The organism is Lentzea sokolovensis, assembly GCF_033949975.1.
GTDB classification, from domain to species: domain Bacteria; phylum Actinomycetota; class Actinomycetes; order Mycobacteriales; family Pseudonocardiaceae; genus Lentzea; species Lentzea sokolovensis.
Map to the genome: position 1 here is coordinate 70,172 of NZ_JAXAVU010000017.1, position 19,430 is coordinate 89,601.

The following is a 19,430-nucleotide window of genomic DNA, read 5'->3' on the forward strand; positions in this document are numbered from 1 at the left end:
CACCATATAGTCACTGATAGGTGACTATCAAGATTGCTGACCAGTTCGTTTGGGTGTAACCCGTGCCACACGCCGCGCGATAGGGCTTCCAGTCGCCCTGCGGAGGTATGTGGATGTCGCGCCCGGCCCTGTTCTCGTACGAAGGCGCTCTGCGCGTCCTGGGCAAGTACGACCACCCCTGGCTGGACAAGACCGACACGTTCCTCGGCGTGAGCATCCTGGTCGGTGGCGCATTCGAGCCTGATCTACTGAGATTGATCGGCGCGAAGAACCAGGTCACGACCTCGCTAAGCAAGATCCTCGACGGCATCACCACCAAGCTCACCGGCCTGAAAGGAACCCGGCGGCAGGAACTGATCGAGGCCGCGCACACGATCATCGTCGTCACCTCGGTGTTCGAGGCCCTTCGCGACGAGATCGACGCAGACTACGACCGGTTCAAGGTCACGGACCGCGAGAAGTTCCGCATCTTCGACGCAGACCCTCCCGCCAAGAAGAAGGAGAGTTCAGCCCTTCCTGCTCTGACCTCACTTCCCGTGCCAACGCCGAGCGCGGTTCGCGGCTTCCACGAGAACCTCGATGGAGAGCTCAACGCATTCTTTCTCAGGGCGATCAGCGAAGCCTGCCGGTTCGTCGCGGGCCTCGCCGGCGCCCCGGCACGTCTGAGAGCCGCGTCCTTCACCGCGGCGGTGAACGCTGGCGCCCAGTCCAAGTACGTCAATCACTACCTCGGACTGTCTGTCGCGGTACCGGAGTTCTACATCTGGGAGATGCTCAACGAGCACGCCGCGACCCGCGCGACAGTTGAGCAGGAACTCACGAAGATCAGAACGGAGTCCTTGGAGCTCTTCTCCACATTGCTCGCCAAGCTGCCCACCGAGCCGACCAGAGCCACACGACCGCACCACGCTCAGCTCCGGACCGTGGCCGAGAAGATCCTCACCAAACCACTGCTCAGGTCGGTCAGCGACACCTCATCGATCAACGCCGTGTTCCCGACGGTGGAGAACGGATTCGTCGCGCCCGCCTTTCGGCTTGCCGTCTACGACGAGCTCGTCGAGCCGGCTTCCGAGCCCTGGTGGCGGACCAGCACCAACGTCCGCGAAGATCTCGACACGTTCCTAGCCGCACATCTGGCCGGCCCGGACAGCACCGAACGACCGTTGCTGGTGCTTGGCAACCCCGGCGCGGGCAAGTCGCTGTTGATGGATGTGCTGGCCGCGCGACTTCCCTCAAACCGGTTCGCCGTGGTCACCGTACAACTCCGCAAGGTGAGGGCTCAGGACCGCATTCAGGCGCAGATCGAAGCAGCTTTGCGAGAGGTCCTGAGCAAACGCGTCGACTGGGGCGAGCTCGCCGACGAGTGCGACGACGACATCACTCCAGTGGTCCTGCTGGATGGCTTCGACGAGTTGATCCAGGCCAGCGGAGCCCACCAGTCGACGTACCTCCAGCTGGTGCAGGAGTTCCAGGAGCTGCAAGCGGACCGCGGTCGGCCAGTGGCGGTAGTAGTGACCTCCCGGGTACTCGTCGCCAACCGAGCCGCAATTGCGGCCGGAACTCCGATGGTGATGCTCGAGGAGTTCGACGACGATCGCATCGATCGCTGGCTTGACGCGTGGAACACCACGAATATCCAGACCTCCGGCTTCCGCCCGACGAAGCGGGAAAACCTTGGGCAGCAGGTGGAGCTTGCCCGACAGCCACTACTGCTGATGATGCTCATCATCTACGAGGCCGACCCGAGCACTCCATCGCTCGACAGCCAAAACCTCTCCAACGCCGAATTGTATCGGCGGCTCATCGACTCGTTCGTACTGCGACAAGTCAGCGAAAAGAACGCCGTGCCGTTACCGCGCGAGATTATCAACAAGCGCGCGGAAGAAAGCTGGTGGAGGCTCGGCATCGCTGCGTTCGCAATGTTCAACCGTGGACACCAGTATGTGACTGCAGCAGAGCTCAACCAGGATCTGGAGGTCTTCGCACCGAGCGAAGCGGCCCAGCGCAACACCCTTGACGCCCCCGTCGACGAGGCCGACCGAACAGTGGAGAACTTCTTCTTCATTCATTCGCCAACACTCAAAGACGAAGACAACCGGCTGAATCGGCGGACCTACGAGTTCCTGCACGCAACCTTCGGCGAATACCTGATCGCCGACGTGACGATGAAGCTGCTCGTTCAGATGGTGGCGGCCCGAGCACTTCCCACCGCCAATCCGTACCAGCGGAAGACGCCGCCCGATGACTCATTGCTGTACGGACTGACCTCTCACCAGGCATTCGTCAAACGCGATCCGATCATCCAGTTCGCCAAGGGCTTGTTCGACGCTCTCTCCACAGAGAACAAGAAGACCTTGCTGGACGTGCTCGACGAACTCATTCGATCATTTCACGACCGCGCGTCGAGCGACCCCTACCCGACTTATAGACCCGATTCCACTTCCATCGTCTCCCGCATCGCCAACTACTCCGCCAACCTCGTATGTCTGCGCGTACTGCTGGACGAAGCGACTCCGATCGCGATCGACAACCTGTTCGGACAGGACTTGGACCATCCCTTGTCCAGTTGGCGCGCCACAGTTCACCTCTGGCAGTCCGGATTGGACTCGGAGGGCTGGGAAAAGATTCTTCAGTCAATCACGCTCGTGCAGACCGAGACTTGGCACATCACACCTCTCGAATATGACCACATGATCAGCGCGGTACAGGCGGCAAGGCTGTTGGGCGACGGGAAACTCGAAGGAATGGTGCGCACCGGCGAGAAGTTCGTCTACGGTGTCGTCAGCTCAGAAAACAAAGAACAGGTATTACTAGGTTCACTGGCCTCCTGGCTCACCCGGATCTCCGGAGCCGGCAGCACCGCGAAGGCCATCCCCTTCGATTTCAAACTGTTCACCACAATCATCGACCACCTGGACGCGGGCGTTCGGATGAATCCCCAAGCAAAATCGGTCATGGCCGCTGCCCTGTCGAGAGAAGCATCGAGAACGCCGCGCCATCTCGTAGAACGCGCATTGCGCCACCTGATTCCACGTAGTCCTGAAGAGTTGAACGAGCACATGGTGTCCGTCTACGAACTGATCTCCACGATCTGCGCCCACCCCGACCTGATCGGAAGAGGCGTGTTCCCCACCGAGCTGCTTCCCCGCCTGTTCGGCAGCGGGCCTTCTGAAGCCATGTCCTCACTGGTGCTTGCGTGGACCACCGTCAACACAGCCGACGTTCGGGTGGACTACGCATTCAGAGAGTTCGTAACACAAGTAGCGGAAGCCGCCGCTCCATACGTCAACGAGATCTCTGAAGGCTACCTCCCAGTTGAAGCCTTCAAATATCTGGCCCGGCGACGTGCGACAGAACCCGTGATCGACGGGAAGTTGATCAGCACGCTCTGCGAGATCGCAGCTGCGGCCGCCGACCACGTCAAGCCTCAGATCATCCTCGATCTGATCGAACGGTCCAGGTCTTCCGTTACGACAAGCGAAACTGCGAGATTGGCATCCGAGTACCTAAGCGGCAGAACTGCGAAAATCACTGCAGAAGACCAGGAGAGAATGGCGATTCTGCGTCAGTTTGCCCAAGCCGCCACCAGTCACAAAAGCCAAGAGGGAGATTAGGAGTCGAACCGCCGGCGAGCGTCCTCGATCTCGCCCAGATACCGCGTCGTCCAGGCACACATCGCGTCCACCGTCGCCCGCAACGCCTGACCAGGCTCCGTCAGCGTGTAGTCGACACGCGGCGGCACAGTCGGATGCACGACGCGCGACACGAGCCCGTTGCGCTCCAACAGCCGCAGGTTCTGGGTCAGCATCTTGTGGCTGATGCCGTCCACCTCGGTCTTGAGCTCGGTGAAGCGCTTCGTCGAGTCGCCGATGGTCTCGACGATCAGCAGCGCCCACTTGTTGGCGATGTCGGAGAAGATCTCGCGGGCCAGCGAATCCGCGCGGGCCAGGTCGCCGCCGAGCTGCTTGCTCACCTTTTGGTTCCCCACTCTCGAAAAAGTGCGTTCTTCCAGGTCAGTGCTCACTCTCCTACGGTTACCGAGTAACCACAAGAGAGCGATCAGGGAGAACGCAATGGCCGTCACGCTCATCAACTCCGACGAGCTGCCGCAGTTGGACGTCTACCACCACGTGGCCGTCGCGAGCGGCGCGAAGACGATCTACCTGGCCGGGCAGGTCGCCTGGGACACCGAGCCTGACCTCGCACTGCAGACCGAGCAGGCCTATGCGAACGTGCACACCGCGCTCAAGGCCGCTGGGGCGTCGTTCAAGGACCTGGTCAGGGTTCGGGTGTACGTCGTCGGGTGGACGCAGGACCTGATGCCGGAGCTCCTCAAGGGCATCGAGAACGCCAGGGCGAGGGTCGGCGAGACCGCGAAGCCGCCGGCCACGTTGATCGGGGTGGCGTCACTGGACGTGCCGGAGCACCTCGTCGAGATCGAGGCCACCGCCGTGATCGACTGATTTGTCGGCGGCTAACCGGAAAGCCAAGGGACTACGTCTCGCGGGCAGCGCTGTTGACTCAGCGGAACTCCGCCAGTCCGTCCACCAACTCCACAACAGCAGTGGTGCGCCCGGCCGGACTGTGCCGGTCGGGCCCGTGCTCCGGCAGCCGCGTCTTGTTCACGCGCAGGCTCGTGTCGTAGGCGCGGACATGCTCAGCACATTCGCAGTTGCCCGCCAGCGGGGTCGAGCAGGTGAAGGCCGAGCGCAGCGTGTCGACGTCGGCAGCGGAGAGGATCGAGGACCAGACCATGACCTCGTCCTCCTCGCCGAACACCACGAAACCGTCGTAGCTGAACGATCGCAGCTCACCGACCGAGCACGCACAACAGAAAAGCACGCGCGTGTAGTCATGCATCTGCTCATGGGGCCCGCGCTCGCGGACGTTGACCACGAGTTCCTGCTGACCCGAGCAGATCAGGCAGTGGTCCGACCACCTCATCGGCGCATGCTGATCAGCAACGCGAGCGCGGCCGACAACGCGATGAGAGCGCCGACAACCAGTTGGTTGAGCCAAACGGCTGCCGCGCCACCGTCCGTTCGGAACAGTGCGACGACGATCAGGCCCACCGCCAGGCCGATCGTGATCGGTTGCGCCAGCGGCACGTCCAGCGGTGCCATCGCCCGCACCATGCCGAGCAGCATCACCACGACGGCCAGGCCCATCGACCACCAGTAGGGCCGGAAAGCGTGCAGTGACGCGCCGAAGTGCAGGACCGGTGGTGCGGCGATGAGCCACACGCCCGCCAGAAACGCGGCGACACCGGCCCTGCTCTCGGCAGTTCGTCCGTGAAGATCCCCCACGCGAGTAATTCTCACCTCTCGACGGCTCCCTGGGAACACCCACTATTCGTTTCGGTACGCCTTCATGTTGCGGAGCAACAGGTAGGTGTCCTGCAGTTGCGCGGAGTCGTTGATGCTCCGGTAGATGCCCCACTTCGGATGTGCCTGGTCACCGCCCAGCCACGTGTCGAAGCCGGATCGCGACGCGTTGACGACGGTCGTGCCGCCGTCCTTCAGCGAGTAGCGCAGGCTGCCGGAGTCGGCGACCTTGATCTCGATCTCGACGTCGATCCACTTGTTGCGCAACGGCGCCAGCGGCGTGCTGCCGAGTTTCGCCTGGCCCGCGCCGAACAGTCGCATCTCGACGGTCTCGGTGGAACCGGAGCGGAACAACGACATGGTGACCACGGGCGAGTCCACGCCGGTGTGCTTGACCTGGAAGATGTGCGAGAAGCTGGTGGTGCCCTTCAACGACGCCGGGATGTACATCTGGTAGTTGTAGCGCCAGGTCTCACCCTTCTTCATGTCGTGGCGGGTGCTGCCGGTCTGGATCGCGCGCACCTCGTTGCGCTGCCGGTCGGCACCGTCCCGATCGGACTTGTGCATCACGAACCGGTACTGGTCGCTCTCGGCGAAGATGTGCGTGGCCGAGGGATGCGAGTTCGAGCGGTCGTCCTCGATGCCGACGAACGCCTTCAGGCCGACCGAGCCGGGGTTCGGGGCCCACTTCTGCACGAACGCCATCGCACCCACGTCAGCGGAGGCCACACCCGCGGCCAGTGGCGTGGCCGCGACGGCGAGAGCTCCTCGCAGCGCGGTGCGGCGGTTGAACAACTGCATGCGGTTCCTCCTCGAACCAGGGCGGCGGTCCGAGGCAGCGGTACCCACACGATCTGGGACAGACCTCCGACGTGTCAAGGGCTCACATTCGTGGAGAAACGGTGCAGATCCGGTGAAGGTGTTGCCGGGAAACGGGAACCGGTCCGGTGATCGGACCTAGCGTCGGAGGCATGGACACCGTGGACGTGCTCGTCGTCGGCGCCGGGCTGGCCGGACTCAACACCGCGCGCCTGCTCGCGGAGGCAGGCCTCGACGTGGCCGTTTGTGAACGCAGGACAAGCCTGGAGACCGGCATCCGCACGACCGGGATCTTCGTCCGGCGCACCCTCGACGACTACGAGCTTCCCCACCTGGGGCCGGCGGTCCGGCGAGTGCTGCTCTACCCGCCGTCGCTGAAGGAACCGGTGGAGTTCGTGAGCGCTCGCGACGAGTTCCGGGTCGGTGACATGGAGGGCATCTACGCCACCGCGGTCAAGGACGCCGAACGTGCGGGCGCGCGGGTCAGTTTGAACTCCAGCTATCCGACGAAGTCCACGAAAGGCCGCTTCACGATCGGCGCGGACGGCGCCCGGTCCACGGTCGCGAAGAACCTCGGCCTCGACGTCAACCGGCAGCTCATCACCGGCATCGAGGAGGTCTACCCGGTCGCTTCCGGCTCGACGCCGACGTTCCACTGCGTGGTCGACCCGCGCATCGCACCCGGCTACATCGCCTGGGTCATCGACGACGGCGAGCACGCTCACATCGGACTGGCCGGGCGCGCCGACCGGTTCACCGCACCGCTCCCCCAGCTGCTGCAACGCTTCCGCGACAGCTTCCCGGTGCCGGAACCCGCCGGGCCGGTGAAGCGCCGGGGCGGGCCGATTCCGGTCGGCGGACTGCTGCGCCGGATCGTGTCGCCGCAGGGCCTGCTGGTCGGTGACGCGGCGGGCGCGGTCTCGCCGCTGACGGCCGGCGGGCTCGATCCGTGCATGCGGATGTCCGAGCTCGCGGCCTCGGTCACGTTCGACTACCTGCGCAGCGGCAACAGGTACGTGCTGGAGCACTACGACGGCGCGGCCATGCGGCGGCGCTACCGCACCAGGTCGCTGTTGCGGCGTGGCCTGTCGCTCGTCAGGAGTCCGCACCTCGCCGAGTTCGCGTTCACAGCGCTGCGCACGCCGCCAGGAAAGGCCGTGGCCAAGCGGATCTTGTTCAACTAGGACACCAGGAGACCGTCGGCGACCAGAGCCACCAGCACGTCCGCGCGTTGCGCCGGGTCGGGGAGAGACTCGACCGCCAGGGAGATCCCGTTCGCGAGTTGCAGGACGTCGTCCACGGTGACGCTCGGGCCGACCGAACCCTCCGCGTGCGCGCGGGCCAGGAGCTGCTGTGCGGCTTCCCGGATCATGGTGTGGGGCGAGAACTCCGGATCGGACTCGTACCCCGTCAGCGCCGGCCCCAGCCCCCGCGCGGTGGCCGCGTGCGTCACCACAGCACGCAGCCAGGTCACCAGCGCCGCCCCCGCGTTCGGCACCGTCAGCAGGTCCTCCGCTTGATCGCACAAGGCCTGCACGCGATCGCGGAGCACTGCTTCCAGCAGCTCCGCGCGGCGCGGGAAGTGCCGATGCAGGGTGGCCGATCCCACTCCGGCGCGGCGGGCGATCTCCTCCAGGGACGCTCCGGGCCCGGACTCGGCGATCACCACACCGGCCGCGGCCACCACGCGGTCGCGGTTGCGCTGTGCGTCGGCCCGTCGGCCTGACGAGCCGGGAGTTTCTCCCATGGGCACCTGCTTGCTAAGTGGGGTGGGTCCCCCATATCGTACCGGACCACAAGTGGGGTGGTCCCTCCACTTAAGTTCCTGGACAGGTGGAGACGAAGAATGAAGATCGGATTAGCGGTCGGCGACGTGCGCGGTCCCGCGACGTTGGACGCGGTCGTCGACCAGGTGCGGGTGGCGGCCGACGCCGGATTCGCCACCGCGTGGGCAAGTCAGGCGCTGGGCTGGGACGCGTTGACCGCCATCGCCGTGGCCGGTGCCGCCGTCCCCGGCATCGCCGTGGGCACGGCCGTGGTTCCGGTTCCCCAGCGGCACCCGATGATGCTGGCTGGGCAGGCTCTGACGGCGCAGGCCGCCGTGACGGGACGCCTGACGCTCGGCGTCGGCACAGGTGTCGCCGCGATGGTGTCGGGGATGTTCGGACTGCCCACCGACCGGCCCGTGCAGCGCATGCGCGACTACCTGACGGTGCTCGGACCGTTGCTGCGAGGGGACAGTGTCGAGTACCGCGGCGAGACGCTCACCGCGGTGGGGGCGGTGACCGTGCCGGGCGATGTGCCGGCGCCGTCGGTGATCGTGGCGGCGATGGGACCGCGCATGGTTCGGCTGGCGGGAGAACTCGCCGACGGGACCGTGACCTGGATGACGGGGCCGAAGACACTGGGAGAGCACATCGTTCCCACCATCACCAAGGCGGCAGGAGGACAGACACCGCGAGTCGTCGCCGGACTGCCCGTGTGCGTCACGAACACCCCCGACGACGTCCGCGCCCGGATCGCCGACCAGTTCGCGCTCGCCGCGCAGGTGCCCGAGTACCGCGCGACGCTCGACAGGGAAGGCGTGGCCGGACCACAGGACGTCGCGATCGTCGGCACGGAAACCCAAGTGGCGCAGGCACTCGACAGGCTTCGCGATGCCGGCGTCACCGAGTTCATGGCCGCGCCCTGCGGAACCGCCGACGAACAGAACCGCACCATCGACCTGCTTGCCGGGCTCACCCGCTAGAGCGTGGTCAGAGTTCGGCGGCCCGCTTCAGGGCGGCGTTCTCGGCCTGCATGCCGTCCTTCATGGCCTTGCCGATGAACAGGTCCGCTCCCCCGGACAGCACGCCGTCGACCAGCAGTTCGTTGGTGACGAGCACGGTGCCGTCGGGCTGCGGTGTGAGCGTGCGACAACGCTGGCCGTAGACGAACCACGCGTTCCAGCCCGCGTCCTTCCAGCAGAAGCGTTGGCCCGGAACGCCGTTGAGCACGGTGTGCTTCGCGGCCATCTTCACCGAGCCGAGGAGCACGTCCACGCGAACCTCGTCGCCCGGCGCGGTGCCGCCCGCCGCTTTGACGACCCACGGGTTCCAGCGCGCGTAGCCCGCGAAGTCGATGATGAGGCCGTAGATGCGTTCCTGCGGGGCGGAGACGACGGTCTCGGCGCGGTAGACCACCGAGTGCTCGCCGGGCTCTCTGGGATCGAGCGGAGAGCCGCTCGCCAGCATCGCGAACACCAGACCGGCTGCCAGCACGTGACCACCTCGACCAAGAGATCCACCGGGACGCAGACGTGAAGAAAATACGCGTTCGCGTCCCGGTGGACATCGGCCGATCAGGCGGTGAGGAGGGTCAACCCGTACGTGCGGAGGATCTCGTTGACGGGCTGGAACCAGGTGCGGCCGCCGCCGGAGCAGTTGCCGTAGCCGCCGGACGTCACGCCCTGCGCCTGGTCACCGGTGATGAACGAGCCGCCGGAGTCGCCGGGCTCGGCGCACACGCTGGTGCCGACCATCTCGTAGACCGCGCCCTGCTGGTAGTTCACGGTCTCGTTGCGGCCCTGGACCACGCCGCAGTGCCAGTGCGTGGTCGAGCCCGAACGGCACACCGAGGTGCCGGGCGGGGCCTCCCACGAACCGCGCACCAGCGCGTCGCTCACCTGGCCCCAGCCGAGCACGACCGGCACGTTCCACCAGCCGCCGCCGGTGCGCACCCAGCCGTAGTCGTTGGTGGGGAACGAAGAGCCGACGAACTCGCCCTGCCACGAACGGTCCCAGCCGTAGACGTTCCAGGCACCGACGTTGCAGTGGCCGGCGGTGACGTAGCCGCCGTGCACCGAGAAGCCGATCGAGCAGCGGACGTTGCCCGTGTAGAACGGGTCGCCGCCCACGGTGCCGGCCGCGAACGTCTGCGGCCGTTGGACGCCCTCGGTGTTGACGACGACGTCCTTGGGCAGGCCCGAAACATCGGCTCCCGGCAGGGCGTCGACCACCACGGCGCCGCGCTGAACGTCGACCCGCCACCCGGCGACGTCCTTCGACACCGATCCGGCCTTCGACAGTCTGTCGATGCCTGTCTTCACCGCGTTCAGGGACGCGAGTGTCTTCGTGCGCAACACCGGTTGCGCACCCGCGGCCTTGACCGCCTCGACCCGAGCCGGGTCCGTCACGGCCACGTTCAGCTTGCCGTCGGCGTACCAGCTGCCGCCGAACGCGTCGGCGGCGGCCTGCTCGGCGGCCGGGGCGATCCTCAGCGCCACCTTCTCGGCGCGAATCCTCGTCAGAGCCTGTGCTTGGGTGATACCGAGGTCACGGCTCATCGCGTCGACGACGTCCGCCGACGCCGTCACAGCGGGGATGGTGATCGTGCTCAGCACGATCGCGGACACGGAAACCATGCGTAGCAGCATGTTCTCTCCTACGGGGTCCAAGGTGAGCTCACGGCCCAGCTCACGTCCTGGTTGTACGAGGCAGGGTTGTCGTACACGTGTGCGCCGCCGTTCGAGGCGACCCAGACCTCCTCCGAGTAGTGCCGGATGTTGGTGCCGAGCTCGTTGACCGATTCGAGCCGGACGCCGCCAGTGCCCTGTTGCGCGCAGAACGTCGCGTCCCGGCGGAACAGGTCGGTGTTGTCGTTGGTGCCGAGGCGGACGCGGAAGTCCGCGTGCCGCAGGAACTGCCCGGAGATGTTGCGGGACTCGAACGAGTAGCAGGTGGGGTCGGCGAGTCCGCGCCGGATGACGAACGTCGCGTCCGCCTTGGTCAGGCTGTCGCTCGCACTGGTCACGACGTCCGTGCGCGCCAACGACTCCCGGTGCCGCAGGTAGCGGTCCGTGAAGCCGGGAGAGGTGACGCGGAACGAACGGGCCTGGTCCAGCGGCAGTTCCGCACCACTGCGCCACAGCCCGGTCCCGATCGCCCACGTCGTGTCAGCGCCGAAGGAGTTCGCGGTGTCCCAGGGGTTCGGGCCACCGGAGCGCGCCAGGTAGACGCCCTCGTTGTAGTGCCGCACGAACGAACCGCGCACGTTGAACGACTCCAGTGCGGTGCCACCCGAACCTTCACGAGCGCAGAACGTGGCGTCGGCGGCGATCGTGCCGTTGTTCACGTCCGTGCGGATGCGTCCGTTGCTGTGCCTGAGGAACTGGCCGGGGAAGTTCCGCGACTCGAACGAAAGGCAGGCGGCGTCGGCGAGTCCGGGCCGCGGGTGGAACGTCGCGTCCAGCTTGCCCAGGTCCGTGCTGATCACGTCGGTGCGGGCCAGCGAGTCCTGATGACGCAGGTAGCGGTTGGTGTATCCGGTGGTGGTGACGCGCAACGAGACCACGTCGTCCGGACTGACCGCCGTGCCGCGAGCCACTGCGAGAACGCCGAGGTTGACCGCCCGCACCCGCGACTCGGTCATCTTCAGCACGCGCCGGTCGTAGGTGTAAAAGCCGTTGACCTCGTTCTCCACGTCGTACGGCTCGGTGTAGACCATCGCGGACAGGCCGCGCGTGTGGATGAGCCGCTGCACCTGCTTGATGATCTCCTCGTACCGCTTGGTCAGCGACTGCTCGTCCGGATACAGGGCCCCGTAGGCGAATCCGGCACCCGGCTGGTACTCGTGGCCCACGACCCGGCGGCCCAGGCCACCGAACTCGCCCAGCATCGCGACCCGGTTGGCGTCCGGCTGACGGGTGGTGGCCGAGATCTGGTAGGCGTGGTCGTCGATCACGTCCCCGTTGCCGGGGTCGGGATCCGAGACGCAGCAGTTGGATCCCGAGTTGTGGTTGACCAGGCGGGTGTTGTCGATCGAGCGCACCAGGTTCACGATCCGGCCGGCGTCGTACTCGCCCCAGCCCTCGTTGAACGGCACCCACTGCACGATCGACGTGATGCCCTTGAGCTGGTCGATCATCCGGCGCAGCTCGGACTCGTAGTTGGCGTGCGAGTTCGGTGCCTCGTCGATCGAGTCGACGGACGGCATGTCCTGCCAGACCATCAGGCCCAGCCGGTCGGCGTGGTAGAACCAGCGCGCCGGTTCGACCTTGATGTGCTTGCGGACCATGTTGAACCCCAGCGCCTTCTGGCGTTCGAGGTCGAAGCGCAACGCCTCGTCGGTCGGCGCGGTGTAGATGCCGTCCGGCCAGTAGCCCTGGTCCAGCGTGCCGCTCTGGAAGACGAACTTCCCGTTCAGCAACGGCCGCATGACACCGCCGACCATCGCCTTGCCGAGCGAGCGCATGCCGAAGTAGCCCGTCACGACGTCCCCACTGGCCAGCGTCACGCGCAGGTCGTAGAGGAACGGGTCGTCCGGCGACCACAGCCTGGCGTTCGGCACCGGCACCCGCAGCGAGCTACCGGTCGTGCCGGTCTGCCTGCCGACCACCTGCCCGCCGCTGAGCACCTCTGCCGTGACCGACTGGCCCGCGGTGCCCTGCACGACCAGGTCGAGCGCGCCCGCGCCGACGTTCGGAGTGGTGTCGAGACGCGTGATGTTCGCTGCCCGCACCGGTTCCAGCCACACCGTCTGCCAGATGCCGGACGCCGCGGTGTAGAAGATCCCGCTCGGGTTCCTGCGTTGCTTGCCGATCGGATAGCGGCTGCCGTCGACCGTCGAGCTCACACCGACGATGATCTCGTTCGCACCGGTGGTGAGTGCCGAGGTGATGTCGAACGAGAACGCGTCGAAGCCGCCGGTGTGCGTGCCGACCTGCCTGCCGTTGACCCAGACCCGCGTCTCCCAGGTCACGGCACCGAAGTTGAGCTTGACGCTACGACCGTTCCAAGTGGACGGAACGGTGAAGGTGCGGCGGTAGAACATGTTGTCCTCGTGCCGCTTGATGCCCGACAGAGCGGACTCGATCGGGTACGGCACGAGGACGCCTTCGGCCAGCGGGCGGCCGATGGGCGGACTGTTCAGGTTCGGCGCTCCGGCGAACTCCCAGACACCGTTGAGGTTCTGCCACTCGGTGCGCACCAGCTGCGGTCGCGGGTACTCGGGCAGGGCGTTCGTCGGCGACACCTGGGAGGTCCACGGTGTCGAGAGCGGAGGGACTTTCGGTACCCACTCCGCCGCGTGCGCTGAAGGTGTCAGGAAGGTTGCTGTGATCAGGATCGAGACCAATACGCCCAGGACGCGTCTGGTCATGGCTCTCCTATCTTCGCAATATTCGCTGCAGGACGACGACGATGAGCAAGAACACGCCGCTGACCACCGACTGGTAGTTGCTGTCGAGCGTGCCGATCTGGTTGATGACGTTCTGGATGACCTTGATCAGGCCGACGCCGATGACGGTGCCGAGGATCGTGCCCATGCCACCGGTCAGCAGGGTTCCGCCGATGACGACGACCGAGATGGCGTCCAGTTCGAGGCCGACGCCGATGACCGTCACGCCCGACTGCAGATAAGCGGCGGTCAGGGCGCCGGCGAGACCCGCCAGCGTGCCGCTCATCGTGTAGACGAGGATCTTGGTCTTCGCGACGGGAACGCCCAGCAGGATCGCCGACTGCTCGGCGCCACCGGTCGCGAACACGTTCTGGCCGAAGCTCGTGCGGTTCAGGATCATCCCGCCGAGGACGGCGAGCACGGCCGCGATGAAGATCGGATACCCGAAGCCGAGCACGGTGCCGCGCCCCAGTTCGACGAACGCGCTGTCCGCCGGGATCTTGTACGTGTTGGCGCCCTCGTCGGTGATCGCGAGCAGAAGGCCGCGGGCGAACAGCAGCGATGCCAGCGTGACGATGAACGGCGCCATGTTGGTGCGGGCTATGAGCAGTCCGTTGATCAGGCCGATCAACCCGCAGACCACCAACGGCAGTGCGAGCGCCGCCAGGAACCCGTACTGCGAGCCCCAGGCCGCGAGCACACCGCCGAGCGCGTAGAGCGAGCCGACGGACAGGTCGATGCCGCCCGTGATGATCACGAACGTCATGCCGATCGCGATCACCACGAGGAACGAGCCCTGCAGGGCCAGGTCGCGCAGGTTGTCGAGGCTGCCGAAGCGCGGGAAGACCAGCCAGGACACCGCGACCATCAGCACGAGCGCGACGGCGGCGCCCTGGCGTTGCAGGACCTTCGTCCGCGCGGCCGCCTTCGGAACGGAGGGAGTGGTTGTGGTGATCATCGGCGCTCCCGTGCCACGTACACGGCGGCGATGATGATCGCGGCCTGGATCATCTGCGCGATCGAGTCCGGCAGGTTGTGCTTGATCAGGGTGGCCCTGACCAGCTGCATCAGGATCACGCCGAACACCGTGCCGAGCACGCGGACCTTGCCTCCGGTCAACGGGGTTCCGCCGACGACCACGGCGGTGATCGCGGACAGCTCCATGAGCAGGCCCATGTCGGCCGGGTCGCTGGCGGCGAGCCGCGAGGTGGCCAGCACGCCGGCGACCGCCGCGAGCACGCCGCAGATCGCGTAGACGCCGACCAGCACCCGGTTGACCGGAAGCCCCGCCAGCGTGGCCGCCCTGCGGTTGCCGCCGATCGCGACGAGCTGACGGCCGAACGTCGTGCGGTTGGTCAAGCCTGCGATTGTGAGCGCCAGCAATCCCGCGATCAGCACGCTGACGGGGATTCCGAGCACGTCGCCGGTGCCGAGCTCCAGGAACGCCGGGTCGTGCAACTGGACGAGCTGGCCCTCGGCGATGACCAGTGCCAGGCCGCGTCCACCGACCAGCAGCGCGAGGGTGGCGACGATCGGCTGGATGCCGACCTTGGCGACGAGGAAGCCGTTGAACGCTCCCGCGAGCACACCGACGACGAGCGCCATCACGATCGCGACGAGCGGACCGGCGCCCAGGTAGAGCGGGATGACCGCGGCGGCCAGCGCCATGACCGCGCCGACGCTCAGGTCGACACCCTCGGTGCCGATCACCAGCGCCATGCCCAGCGCGACGATCAGCACCGGTGCGGCCTGGACGAGCTGGGTGGTGAAGTTGCCCAGCGTCAGGAAGTTGCTCGTGAACAGGGCGTTGAACAGCAGCAGCACGGCAACGGCGACGTAGACACCGTTGTCCTGCAACCAGCGCGTTCGCGTGGCTGCTCTAGTGGCTGTCGACGTCATCCATCACCTCCGCCGCAATGGCCTTGAGCACGTGCTCACTCGTGAGCTCGTCGCCTTCCAGTTCGCCGACGACCGATCCGTCGCGCAGCACGACCAGACGGTCCGCGCCGTCGAGCAGTTCGTCCAGCTCGGAACTGATCAGCAGCACCGCCAGGCCTTCCCGCGCGAGTTCGTCGATCAGCGCCTGCACTTCCGCCTTGGCGCCGACGTCGATGCCGCGCGTCGGTTCGTCGAGCAGCAGGATCCTGGGTTCGGTGCACAGCCACCTGGCCAGCAGGACCTTCTGCTGGTTGCCGCCGGACAGCTCCGCGACCTTCTGCTCGGGGCTGGACACCTTGATGCGCAGGCGTTTGACGAACGTGTCCACGATCCGGTCCTGGGTGGACCTGCTGACCACACCGAACCGGCTGAGCCTCGGCAGCGCGGCCAGCACGATGTTCTCGCGCACGGACAGGTTCGGGATGATTCCCTCGGTCTTGCGGTCCTCGGCGAGCATGCTGATTCCCGCCCGCATCGCCGATTTCACGTTGTGCGACACCGGTTTGCCCGCGACGATCACCGTGCCGCCGTCGAGCGGAAGCGCGCCGATGATCGCTTTCGCGGTCTCGGTCCGACCTGATCCGAGCAGGCCGGCGAGGCCGACGACCTCACCGGGCCTGATCGACACGCTCACGCCGTTGATGCGCGGCTTGCTCGTCAGGTCCCGCGCTTCGAGCACCGGCTGGGTGTCGGCGTGGTGACCTTCGCCGAACGCCGTGGTGCCGTGCTTCTCGATCTCCTTGACCGACCTGCCGAGCATCAGCGAGACCAGCTCGATGCGCGGAAGTTCCTTGAGAGGACCACTGTGAACGTTTCGCCCGTCTCTCAGGACCGTGACCGTGTCGCAGATCCGGTACAGCTCGTCCATGCGGTGGCTGACGTAGATGATCGAAATGCCCGCTTCGTGGAGCTTCCGCACGACGCCGAGCAAGGTCTCGACCTCGCGTGGTTCCAGCGACGACGTGGGTTCGTCCATGATCACGACGTCCGCGTTCGCCTCGACCGCCCTGGCGAGCGCGACCATCTGCTGCTCGCCGACCGCGAGCGTCCCGAGTGGACTGCTCACGTCCGCCGTGATGCCGTAGCCCCGGAGGAGTTCCGAGGCGTCGGCGTTGCGGCGGGCGCGGTCGATGAGGCCGAACCGGTTGCGCGGCTCGCGGCCCAGGAACAGGTTGGCGGCCACGCTCATCAGCGGAACGAGGTTCACCTCCTGGTAGATCGTGGAGATGTGCCCGTTCCGGGTGATCTGACCGGCATCCGGGGTGTGGATGCCGGTCAGCACCTTGATCAGCGTGGACTTGCCGGCGCCGTTCTCCCCGACCAGCGCGTGGATCTCGCCGCGCTGGAGCGTGAAGTCGACGTCGCCGAGTGCCTGGACGCCGGCGAACGTCTTGGTGACGCCGGCGACCTCGATGACCGGATCAGTAGGCATTGCCGAGCTTCTGCGCCGCGTTCGTCGTGTCGTACTCGTCGTCGGAGATCACGATGTTCTGCGGGATCTCGTCGCCCTTGCCGAACTTCTCCAGCGTGTCGAACGCGAGGGGGCCGAAGCGCGGGTTGGACTCGACCACGGCGGTGTAGCTGCCGTCCGCGATCAGCTGCACGGCGTTGCGCGTGCCGTCGATGGACACGACCTTGACGTCCTTGCCCGGCACCTTGTTCGCGGCCTTGAGCGCGGTGACGGCGCCGACGCCCATCTCGTCGTTCTCGGCGTAGACGGCGGTGATGTCCGGGTTGCTCTGGATGAGCTGCTCCATCACGGCCTGGCCCTTGGACCTGTCGAACTCGCCGGTCTGCTCGGCGACGACGGTGAGGCCGGGGGTGCCGGCGATGCCGTCCTTGAAGCCCTTGGTGCGGTCGACCGTGACGTTGTTGCCCGACGCGCCGAGCAGGATCGCGATCTTGCCGGTGCCGCCGGTCGCCTTGATCATCTGCTGGGCGGCGCGTTCACCCTGCTTGACGAAGTCGGAACCGATGAAGGTGAGGTAGTCCGTGCACGGCTGCGCGGTGACCTTGCGGTCGATCGTCACGACCGGCACCTGCTTGGCCTTGGCCGCGTCGAACGCGGGCTGCAGGCCGTCGGAGTTGAGCGGCGCCACGATCAGCAGCTTCGCGCCGCGGTCGATCAACGACTTGATGTCGCTGATCTGCTTGTTCAGGTCGCTCTGCGCGTTCGTGTACAGCAGTTCCACGCCCCGCTTCGCAGCCTCGTCCTCGATCGACCGCGTCTCGGCGGTGCGGAACGGGTTCGCTTCCTTCTCCGACTGGGAGAAGCCGACCATCGCCCCCTTCAGGTCGACCTGCGGGTATCCGGTTTTGCTCCGCGCACAGCCGGGACCAGCGCTTTGGTTCTGCGCGGCAGACGCGGCGGGGCCTCCACTGGTCGCGGTCGTCGGGGTTTCTCTGCTGGTGCACCCCGTCACGAGCAAGGCGGTGACGGCGATGAGCAGGATGCGAGACATCGTTGGCTCCTACACGGGCGGGCTGTGCGTGGACGCGCTCTCAGGCGCTAGATTTGCATCGTTGTTCCAACGTTGTAAAGACTGAGGACTTCCCGGTACTTTTCCCGGTACTTTTCTGGAGGCTGTGTTGGCCACGCTGAAGGACGTCGCTCGCCTGGCGGGCGTCTCGGTCAAGACCGTGTCGAACGTGGTCAACGGCTACTCGTTCGTGAAGGCGGACAACCGCCGCCGCGTCGAGGAGGCGTTGGAGGCGACCGGCTACCGCCCCAACCTCGGCGCCCGCAACCTGCGCCGCGGCCGCACCGGCTTCATCGCCCTGGTCCTGCCCGAACTCTCGATCCCGTACTTCGCCGAGCTCGCGGGCCTCGTCATCGCCGCCGCCCAGGAACACGAGTGGAACGTGCTCATCGAGCAGACGTTCGGCACCCTGGCCGGCGAGCGTTCCGCGCTGGCGTCGCTGGGCCCGCACCTGGTCGACGCCGCGATCCTGAGCCCGGAAGCGCTGCAGGTGGACGACTTCCAGCTGTCCGTCCCCGCCGTTCTGCTGGGCGAGCACGCCATCGACGTCCCGATCTCCCGCGTGGGCATCGACAACGTGGCCGCCGCGCAGGCCGCCGTCCGCCACCTGATCTCGCTGGGTCACCGGCGAATCGCCGCGATCGGCGCCCACCCCCACCGCGGCACCGCTGCCCTGCGTCTGGAGGGCTACCGCGCGGCTCTGGCCGAGGCGTCGCTGCCGTTCGTCGACGAACTGGTCGTGCCGGCGCTGAACTACCACCGCGCGGACGGCGCCGCCGCGATGAAGACGTTGCTGGACCTGCGCAACCCGCCGGACGCCGTGTTCTGCTTCAACGACCTCCTGGCCATCGGCGCCATGCGAGCGGCAGCCGAACGTTTCGTGCGCGTGCCCCAAGACCTCGCGGTGGTGGGCTTCGACAACAACGAGGAGAGCGTCTACAGCTCCCCGTCACTGACCTCCGTCGCCCCCGACAAGGGCGCCATCGCCCGCGCCGCCGTCGACCTGCTGCACCGCCGCGCCGAATCCCGCGACTCGGCGCTGGAGGACGTCGAAACCCCGTTCTCGTTGCAGGTGAGGGAAAGTACCGTGGCCCGATGACGGTGACGTTCGGCCCGGACCACATCGTCTTCGCGGACTACGGACGAGCGAAGGCGTCGTAGGTTCGCTGGTCGAACAGGACGAACCTGATCACGGGGACCGGGGAGTCTTTGATGGCGGCGTGGGCGATTCTGGCGGCGTCTTCCGGGGGCCAGCGGTAGATGCCGGTGGAGATGGCCGGGAACGCGATCGTGTGCGCGTTGAGTTCGGCTGCCACGCGGAGTGCGTTGCGGTGGCAGTCGGCCAGGAGTTCGGAGCGGTCTTCGGTGGCCGACCAGACCGGGCCGACGGTGTGCACGACCCATGTGGCACGCAGGCGGCCCGCGGTGGTGGCGACGGCCTGGCCGGTCTTGAGGCCGCCGCCGTAGTGGCCGGCGCGTAGTTTGCGGCAGTCGGCGAGGATGTCCGGGCCGCCCTTGCGGTGGATCGCGCCGTCCACTCCCCCGCCGCCCAGCAGGGAGGAGTTGGCGGCGTTCACGATCACGTCGACTTCCTGCTCGGTGATGTCGCCGAGGACGTACTCGATGGTGGCCACGTCCCCGATTGGATCACGGCGGTGGATGCGCTGCCATCGCATTCGGGCACGTGCCGGGTTCGTGATCGCGAGCCTGGCGA

General features: G+C 66.6%; 18 protein-coding genes. 5 read left to right on the top strand and 13 right to left on the bottom strand.

The annotated features are described in order from the left end of the window. Window positions 1-113 precede the first annotated feature (113 nt). Window positions 114-3,614: an NACHT domain-containing protein gene (locus SK854_RS43295; RefSeq protein ID WP_319980994.1), complete on the top strand. Its 3,501-nt coding sequence runs from the start codon at window positions 114-116 to the stop codon at window positions 3,612-3,614. Here the strand turns inward: SK854_RS43295 and SK854_RS43300 are convergent. After that, window positions 3,611-3,973, bottom strand: coding sequence for a winged helix-turn-helix transcriptional regulator (locus SK854_RS43300; RefSeq protein ID WP_319980995.1), 363 nt, complete (start codon window positions 3,971-3,973; stop codon window positions 3,611-3,613). The genes SK854_RS43295 and SK854_RS43300 overlap by 4 nt on opposite strands. A 100-nt stretch (window positions 3,974-4,073) precedes the next feature. Between SK854_RS43300 and SK854_RS43305 the strand changes: the two genes are divergently transcribed. Further along, complete coding sequence (locus SK854_RS43305) at window positions 4,074-4,463, top strand: RidA family protein (RefSeq protein ID WP_319980996.1); 390 nt, start codon at window positions 4,074-4,076, stop codon at window positions 4,461-4,463. Between the two features lie 58 nt (window positions 4,464-4,521). Here SK854_RS43305 and SK854_RS43310 read toward each other — a convergent pair whose 3' ends face one another. The 3 genes from SK854_RS43310 to SK854_RS43320 are packed head-to-tail and all read right to left on the bottom strand — an operon-like array spanning window position 4,522 to window position 6,125. Then, window positions 4,522-4,944 carry a hypothetical protein gene (locus tag SK854_RS43310; RefSeq protein ID WP_319980997.1) on the bottom strand — a complete coding sequence of 141 codons (423 nt, stop codon included), beginning with the start codon at window positions 4,942-4,944 and terminating at the stop codon, window positions 4,522-4,524. Further along, window positions 4,941-5,306 carry a hypothetical protein gene (locus SK854_RS43315; RefSeq protein WP_319980998.1) on the bottom strand — a complete coding sequence of 122 codons (366 nt, stop codon included), beginning with the start codon at window positions 5,304-5,306 and terminating at the stop codon, window positions 4,941-4,943. Before SK854_RS43315 ends, SK854_RS43310 begins: the two co-directional genes overlap by 4 nt. Before the next feature lie 42 nt (window positions 5,307-5,348). Further along, window positions 5,349-6,125: a heparin lyase I family protein gene (locus SK854_RS43320; RefSeq protein WP_319980999.1), complete on the bottom strand. Its 777-nt coding sequence runs from the start codon at window positions 6,123-6,125 to the stop codon at window positions 5,349-5,351. A gap of 170 nt (window positions 6,126-6,295) precedes the next feature. On the opposite strand from SK854_RS43320, the gene SK854_RS43325 reads away from it, so the two are divergent. Further along, on the top strand, window positions 6,296-7,327 hold the full coding sequence (locus SK854_RS43325) for an NAD(P)/FAD-dependent oxidoreductase (RefSeq protein WP_319981000.1): 1,032 nt from the start codon (window positions 6,296-6,298) through the stop codon (window positions 7,325-7,327). On the opposite strand, the gene SK854_RS43330 is transcribed toward SK854_RS43325, so the two are convergent. Then, entirely contained in the window at window positions 7,324-7,890 is a 567-nt protein-coding gene (locus SK854_RS43330; RefSeq protein WP_319981001.1) for a TetR/AcrR family transcriptional regulator, read from the bottom strand. The genes SK854_RS43325 and SK854_RS43330 overlap by 4 nt on opposite strands. A gap of 99 nt (window positions 7,891-7,989) precedes the next feature. Between SK854_RS43330 and SK854_RS43335 the strand changes: the two genes are divergently transcribed. Continuing rightward, window positions 7,990-8,892: a TIGR03564 family F420-dependent LLM class oxidoreductase gene (locus SK854_RS43335; protein ID WP_319981002.1), complete on the top strand. Its 903-nt coding sequence runs from the start codon at window positions 7,990-7,992 to the stop codon at window positions 8,890-8,892. A 7-nt stretch (window positions 8,893-8,899) separates the two neighbouring features. Here the strand turns inward: SK854_RS43335 and SK854_RS43340 are convergent, their stop codons facing one another. The 7 genes from SK854_RS43340 to SK854_RS43370 all read right to left on the bottom strand — a co-directional run bounded on the left by SK854_RS43340 (window position 8,900) and on the right by SK854_RS43370 (window position 17,698). Next, entirely contained in the window at window positions 8,900-9,403 is a 504-nt protein-coding gene (locus SK854_RS43340) for an SRPBCC domain-containing protein (RefSeq protein ID WP_319981003.1), read from the bottom strand. 80 nt (window positions 9,404-9,483) lie between these two features. Further along, window positions 9,484-10,557 (bottom strand): S1 family peptidase, encoded by a 1,074-nt coding sequence (locus tag SK854_RS43345; protein WP_406601898.1) that lies wholly within the window; start codon window positions 10,555-10,557, stop codon window positions 9,484-9,486. Window positions 10,558-10,565: 8 nt separating this feature from the next. After that, on the bottom strand, window positions 10,566-13,280 hold the full coding sequence (locus tag SK854_RS43350) for an AbfB domain-containing protein (RefSeq protein WP_319981004.1): 2,715 nt from the start codon (window positions 13,278-13,280) through the stop codon (window positions 10,566-10,568). Window positions 13,281-13,287: 7 nt separating this feature from the next. Next, the gene (locus tag SK854_RS43355) at window positions 13,288-14,256 is read right to left on the bottom strand and encodes an ABC transporter permease (RefSeq protein ID WP_319981005.1); all 969 of its coding nucleotides are present in this window, start codon (window positions 14,254-14,256) and stop codon (window positions 13,288-13,290) included. Further along, window positions 14,253-15,197, bottom strand: a complete 945-nt coding sequence (locus SK854_RS43360) for an ABC transporter permease (protein ID WP_319981006.1) — start codon at window positions 15,195-15,197, stop codon at window positions 14,253-14,255. The genes SK854_RS43355 and SK854_RS43360 overlap by 4 nt, the downstream gene beginning before the upstream one ends. Continuing rightward, window positions 15,178-16,668: a sugar ABC transporter ATP-binding protein gene (locus SK854_RS43365; protein WP_319981007.1), complete on the bottom strand. Its 1,491-nt coding sequence runs from the start codon at window positions 16,666-16,668 to the stop codon at window positions 15,178-15,180. Before SK854_RS43365 ends, SK854_RS43360 begins: the two co-directional genes overlap by 20 nt. After that, complete coding sequence (locus tag SK854_RS43370; RefSeq protein ID WP_319981008.1) at window positions 16,658-17,698, bottom strand: ABC transporter substrate-binding protein; 1,041 nt, start codon at window positions 17,696-17,698, stop codon at window positions 16,658-16,660. Before SK854_RS43370 ends, SK854_RS43365 begins: the two co-directional genes overlap by 11 nt. Window positions 17,699-17,822: 124 nt before the next feature. On the opposite strand from SK854_RS43370, the gene SK854_RS43375 reads away from it, so the two are divergent. Next, window positions 17,823-18,815 (top strand): LacI family DNA-binding transcriptional regulator, encoded by a 993-nt coding sequence (locus SK854_RS43375; RefSeq protein WP_319981009.1) that lies wholly within the window; start codon window positions 17,823-17,825, stop codon window positions 18,813-18,815. Window positions 18,816-18,852: 37 nt separating this feature from the next. Here the strand turns inward: SK854_RS43375 and SK854_RS43380 are convergent, their stop codons facing one another. Next, entirely contained in the window at window positions 18,853-19,392 is a 540-nt protein-coding gene (locus tag SK854_RS43380; RefSeq protein ID WP_319981010.1) for an O-acetyl-ADP-ribose deacetylase, read from the bottom strand. Between the last annotated feature and the right edge of the window lie 38 nt (window positions 19,393-19,430).